This window comes from Bradyrhizobium sp. (genome assembly GCF_035273305.1).
Classification (GTDB): Bacteria; Pseudomonadota; Alphaproteobacteria; order Rhizobiales; family Xanthobacteraceae; genus Bradyrhizobium.
In genome coordinates this window covers 1-4,976 of sequence record NZ_DATEPI010000298.1, presented here as the reverse complement: position 1 = coordinate 4,976, position 4,976 = coordinate 1, and the positions used below count along the sequence as shown (strand labels likewise).

The following is a 4,976-nucleotide window of genomic DNA, read 5'->3' as shown; positions in this document are numbered from 1 at the left end:
ATAACAACAGTCACAAATCATGTTGTTTCGGGAACGACACCCCTACCCGCCTCAAGTTCTGAGTCCGCATCTCTGAACTCGAGCGCGGGTAGCACCCTTGCCGGAAATTTTCAGAGTTTCCTGACGCTTCTTACCACCCAGTTGCAGAACCAGAATCCGCTGGACCCGCTGGACACCAACCAGTTCACTCAGCAGCTCGTTCAGTTTGCCGGCGTCGAGCAGCAGCTCAGGACAAACGATCAGTTGGCCTCGATGCTTTCATTGCAGCAGACTGCGCAATCGACGCAGGCGCTGACGTTCGTCGGCAAAACAGCGATCGTCGATGGCAGCACCGCCCTGCTGGCGAATGGCGCGGCCACCTGGAATCTCGGCGTTCCGACCGACTCGAATGTCAGCATCTCCATCACCAACAGCGCGGGGCAGACCGTCTACAGTAACAGCTATCCCGTCCAGGCTGGGCAGAACCAGGTCTTCGGCTGGGACGGCAAGGGCAACGACGGCACCCGATGGCCTCCAGGCCAATACAAGATGACCGCCACCGCTACCGATGGCTCCGGCAACCCCGTCGCGGTTACGACGCAGATCCAGGGCATGGTCAGCTCGGTCGATCTCACGCAAACGCCGCCGTTGCTGTCGATCAACGGCCAGACCTACACGGTGAACCAGATCAAAGGCATCTCGACCTGAGATTTTGGATCGGCATAGAGCAGCACTGCTGCCCTGCTGGACTAGCAATGTTCGACGCCAAAGCATTAAAAGCGCCGCAGAGGAGCGGCGTTGGGGGCAAACGAATTTCGGTTAATTCGGGGAGATTCGCATTGAAGCGTTAGGCTTAGGCAAATTTTAAGCCGCCGGGCGTAGGTTGTTGCGGTTAGTTCAGTGGTTGAGAGTTTGTGAGTACACCATGACAGAACCTCATCGCCCGAGGGTAAAATACGTCATCGGGCCTGACGGCAGCCCTTTAACGATTGCCGATCTGCCTGCGCCCGGCACCAAGCGATGGGTTATTCGCCGCAAGGCCGAAGTCGTCGCCGCAGTCCGTGGCGGCCTGCTTTCCCTCGAAGAAGCCTGCAGCCGATACACGTTGACTGTTGACGAATTCCTTTCCTGGCAGTTTTCGATCGATCAGCATGGCCTGGCGGGATTGCGCACGACCCGCATCCAGCAATACCGGCAATAAAAACCAGCTTCAGAACCGGCAACATTCGACGAAAATCGGCTTCCTTTTGCGAAGCCGATTTTATCGACGTTGAAGTTTCGCCGCAGCCCTTAACCCTCGTTAACCATATCGAAACCATCCCATAGGCAATAATTGCCCAGTCGGTTCTTGGTGCCGAATCCTAGGGGCAGTTGGTTTGCAGGGTCTGTTTGGTTTTCTGAAGGGGCTGGGCGCTTCGCGGTTGATGGCGATGGTCGCCGTAACAGCCGCGCTGATAAGCTTTTTCGGCTTTGTCATCATGCGCGTCACCACGCCTCAGATGACAACCCTGTTCACCGAGCTCAGCCTCGAGGATTCCTCGGCCATCATCAAGGACCTGGAACGCCAGGCCATTCCCTACGAGTTGCGCAACGATGGCGCGGCGATCATGGTGCCGAAAGACAAGGTGACGCGGCTACGCATGAAGCTCGCCGAAGGCGGCCTGCCCAAGGGCGCCGGTGTTGGATACGAGATCTTCGACAAATCCGACGCGCTCGGCACCACTAGCTTCGTACAGAACATCAATCACTTGCGCGCGCTGGAGGGAGAGCTAGCCCGCACGATACATGCGATCGATCGCGTCCAGGCGGCCAGGGTTCACCTCGTGCTGCCCGAGCGACCTCTGTTCTCGCGCGAAGCGCCGGAGCCGTCGGCTTCCATCGTCGTGCGCGTGCGCGGCGCGCTCGAACCGCAGCAGATAAAGGCTATCCGCCATCTGGTCGCCTCCGCTGTCAACGGCCTCAAGCCTCAGCGCGTCTCGATTGTCGATGAAGCTGGCCAATTGCTCGCCGATGGCGCCAGCGGAGAGGCCGACAACAGCATTGCCGACGAGCGCCGCGCCGGGTTCGAGAAGCGGATGCGAAATCAGGTTGAGGCGATCGTCTCCTCCGTGGTCGGCACCGGTCGCGCCCGTGTCCAGGTCTCGGCCGATTTCGACTACAACAAGGTCACGCAGACTTCGGATCGGTTCGATCCCGAAGGCCGGGTGCTCCGGTCGAGCCAGACCCGCGAGGAATCGTCTGCCACCTCGGACAACACCGGTCAGGTCACCGTCAATAACGAGCTGCCCGGCAATCAGAACAGGGACAATGCCTCCACCGCGCGCGACCAGAGCAAGAAGACCGAGGAAACCAACAATTACGAAATTTCGCGCACGACAAAAACGGAAGTGACGGAGGCTGGACGCGTCAATCGCCTTTCCGTCGCGGTGCTGGTCGACGGCAGCTACGTCAAAAACGACAAAGGCGAGATGGTTTATCAGGAGCGCAGCAAAGAGCAGCTCGAGCGCATCGCCGCGTTGGTTCGATCTTCGATCGGCTTTGATCAAAAGCGCGGGGACCAGCTCGAAGTCGTGAACCTCAAATTCGCCGAAGCGCCGGCAGTGACCCCCGTCGCCGAGCCCAACGGCCTCCTCGGCATGGTACAGTTCACCAAAGACGACGTGATGTACGTCATCGAGCTCGGGGTGATGATGCTGCTCAGCCTGGTGGTGTTGTTCATGGTGATCCGTCCGCTGGTCAAACGCATCCTGGCCTCCGAAGAGGTCGCTTCGCTGACCGGCGATGCCGTGGCCGCGCTGAGTGACGGCACCGCGCAGAACCTCGTTCCCGGACCCAATGCGACCGCGCAGATGATCGACGTCGCGCAGGTGCAGGGACAGGTGCATGCCCAATCGGTGCACCGGGTAGGTGAACTGGCCGAGCGAAACCCGAACGAAACCGCTTCCATTGTTCGTCAATGGCTCAGCGAACAGCCCGCGTGATCTGATATGGCCGTACCGCAAATCACAAACACCAACGACATCACCAGCGTGATCTCCTCGCTGGCGGCGCGTCAGGGTGCGCGCCCAAAAGGGCCAGCGCTGAGCGGCCCGAGGCGGGCCGCGATCCTGATGCTGGCGCTGGGTGAGCAATATGGCGGCAAGATCTGGTCGCTGCTGGACGACGACGAGGTCCGCGAACTGTCGATGGTGATGTCAACGCTCGGCACTGTCGAAGCTGATATTGTCGAAGACCTGCTGCTCGAATTCGTCTCGCGTATGTCGGCTTCCGGCGCGTTGATGGGAACCTTCGACGGTACCGAGAGACTGCTGCAGCAGTACCTGCCGCCCGAGCGCGTTAATGGCATCATGGATGAAATCCGCGGGCCGGCGGGCCGCAACATGTGGGAGAAACTCTCCAACGTGCAGGAAGAGGTTCTCGCAAACTATTTGAAGAACGAGTATCCGCAGACGATCGCGGTAGTGCTCTCGAAGTTGAAGCCGGAACACGCCGCCCGTGTCCTCGCAATTCTGCCCGAGGACATGGCACTCGACGTCATCAACCGCATGCTCAAGATGGAAGCGGTACAGAAGGAAGTCATCGAGCGCGTCGAACAGACGCTGCGCACCGAATTTATGTCCAACCTGTCGCAGACACGGCGTCGCGACGCCCACGAGGTAATGGCGGAAATATTCAACAATTTCGACCGGCAGACCGAAACCCGCTTCATCACCTCCCTCGAGGAGGAGAACCGGGAATCCGCCGAGCGCATCAAGGCGCTGATGTTCACATTCGACGACCTCGTCAAGCTTGACGCCGCTTCCGCCCAAACGCTGATGCGCCATGTGGACAAGGACAAGCTCGGAATCGCGCTAAAGAGCGCCAACGAGGAGGTCCGCGGCTTTTTCCTCGGCAACATGTCGTCTCGCGCCGGCAAGATGCTGCTCGACGACATGGCCGCGCTCGGGCCGGTACGGTTGCGCGATGTCGACGAGGCGCAGGCGCTGCTCGTGAATCTGGCCAAGGATCTCGCCGCCAAGGGTGAAATCATGCTGACAAAGAACCGCGCCGACGACGAGCTGGTGTACTGATGGCCGCGCCCGCAAAATTCCTGTTCGACCTGGATTTTTCCGAACCGGACAAGTCCCGCGAGCGGCCTGCCACGCAAGCGGAAATCGCGCAGAAGATCGCATCTGCCGAGGCTCGCGCCTATCGAGACGGATACGAGGCCGGACAGCGGGAGGCAAAAGCGGAAAGCGATCGACGAGTGGCGCTGGCGCTTGAGCATATCGGGACCGGCATCAAGGCCATCGAGGCCCGCTTCTGCGGCATCGAGACCAGGATGGAAACCGAAGCCGTCGACGTCGCCGTCGCGGTGGCGCGCAAACTATGCAGCGAGTTGCTCCTTCGTGAACCGCTTGGCGAAATCACGGGCTTGGTGAGCAATTGCTTCTCGCACCTTGTGTCCACGCCACATCTGGTGGTGCGCGTCAGCGATTCGCTCTACGAGACCGCGCGGGACCACGTCGAACGGCTGGCGAAGCAAAGCGGGTTCGATGGGCGAATTGTTATTCTGGCTGAGCCGGAAATCGAGACCGGCGATTGCAGGATCGAGTGGGCCGACGGCGGCGTCGTGCTGGAGCGCGCGGCCATCCAGGCCAAGATCGACGAACTTGTCCGGCGTTACATGGCGTCTCGCAATCAGGCCGCAACGTAGGCCATGGGGATTAGAACATGAGTGACACCGATGGACAGGTCCCGCTTCCGGACCTCAATGCCGCGGATACCCCGGCAATCGACGACGTTGCCTACCAGGATGACGAGCAGGCATCGCGCGTTGCCGCCGATCTGGAAGCCGTATTCGACGTGCCGGTGCAGGTCTCTGCCGTGCTTGGCCGTTCGAAGATGGATGTCGGCGAACTATTGAAACTCGGGCCCGGCAGCGTGCTCGAACTGGACCGGCGCGTCGGAGAAGCAATCGACATCTACGTCAACAACCGGTTGGTGGCGCGCGGCGA

Annotated in this window: 6 protein-coding genes; all 6 read left to right on the top strand. The window is 60.2% G+C overall.

The window, feature by feature from the left end; all coding sequences use genetic code 11:
* Positions 1 to 687, top strand: a complete 687-nt coding sequence (locus tag VJV58_RS19500; protein ID WP_324139004.1) for a flagellar hook assembly protein FlgD — start codon at positions 1 to 3, stop codon at positions 685 to 687.
* Positions 688 to 904: 217 nt separating this feature from the next.
* Positions 905 to 1,180 carry a DUF1153 domain-containing protein gene (locus tag VJV58_RS19495; RefSeq protein WP_002714638.1) on the top strand — a complete coding sequence of 92 codons (276 nt, stop codon included), beginning with the start codon at positions 905 to 907 and terminating at the stop codon, positions 1,178 to 1,180.
* Between the two features lie 175 nt (positions 1,181 to 1,355).
* Positions 1,356 to 2,960, top strand: coding sequence for a flagellar basal-body MS-ring/collar protein FliF (fliF, locus tag VJV58_RS19490; protein WP_324139003.1), 1,605 nt, complete (start codon positions 1,356 to 1,358; stop codon positions 2,958 to 2,960).
* 6 nt (positions 2,961 to 2,966) lie between these two features.
* Positions 2,967 to 4,049, top strand: a complete 1,083-nt coding sequence (fliG, locus tag VJV58_RS19485; protein ID WP_324139002.1) for a flagellar motor switch protein FliG — start codon at positions 2,967 to 2,969, stop codon at positions 4,047 to 4,049.
* Positions 4,049 to 4,675 carry a FliH/SctL family protein gene (locus VJV58_RS19480; protein ID WP_324139001.1) on the top strand — a complete coding sequence of 209 codons (627 nt, stop codon included), beginning with the start codon at positions 4,049 to 4,051 and terminating at the stop codon, positions 4,673 to 4,675. The genes fliG and VJV58_RS19480 overlap by 1 nt, the downstream gene beginning before the upstream one ends.
* A 17-nt stretch (positions 4,676 to 4,692) precedes the next feature.
* Positions 4,693 to 4,976 (top strand): flagellar motor switch protein FliN (locus VJV58_RS19475; protein ID WP_324139000.1); only part of this gene is annotated, 284 nt, incomplete at its 3' end.